Source organism: Campylobacter sp. US25a, assembly GCF_004379075.1.
GTDB lineage: Bacteria > Campylobacterota > Campylobacteria > Campylobacterales > Campylobacteraceae > Campylobacter_D > Campylobacter_D jejuni.
On record NZ_RYYM01000079.1, the window covers coordinates 1 to 598 of the forward strand.

Consider the following 598-nt stretch of genomic DNA (forward strand, 5'->3'; position numbering starts at 1 on the left):
GCAAAAATATGCAGCTATAGATCTTAAGTCATTTTATGCTTCTGTTGAATGCATTTTAAGAAAATTAGATCCTCTAAATACCAATCTTGTAGTTGCGGATGAAAGTAGAACTGAAAAAACAATATGTCTTGCGGTATCTCCCGCATTAAGATCTTATAATATATCAGGCAGATTAAGACTATTTGAACTAATACAAAAAGTAAAAACAATCAATTACAAGCGCTTAAAAATTGCTAAATATTTCAGTGCAAAATCATACAATCATCTTGAACTAATAAATAATCCTAATTTAGAACTTGATTACATTGTCGCAAAACCTAGGATGTCAACATATATAGACTATAGTTCTAAAATCTACAGTATTTATTTAAAGTATTTTGATCCAAAAGACATTCATATTTACTCCATTGATGAAGTATTTATTGATTTAACTCCTTATATCAAACATTATAAGCTATCTGCTGACAAACTCATTGAAAACATATTATTTGAAATTTTAAAAACAACTCAAATAACAGCAACTGCGGGAATAGGAACAAATCTTTACTTAGCAAAAATTGCAATGGATATATTAGCCAAAAAACAAAATACTAATAAA

At 27.4% G+C, this 598-nt stretch carries 1 pseudogene; it reads left to right on the forward strand.

What is annotated here, in order from left to right:
- Positions 1-598: pseudogene (locus ELQ12_RS09815) on the forward strand (DNA methylase); the annotation flags it as partial.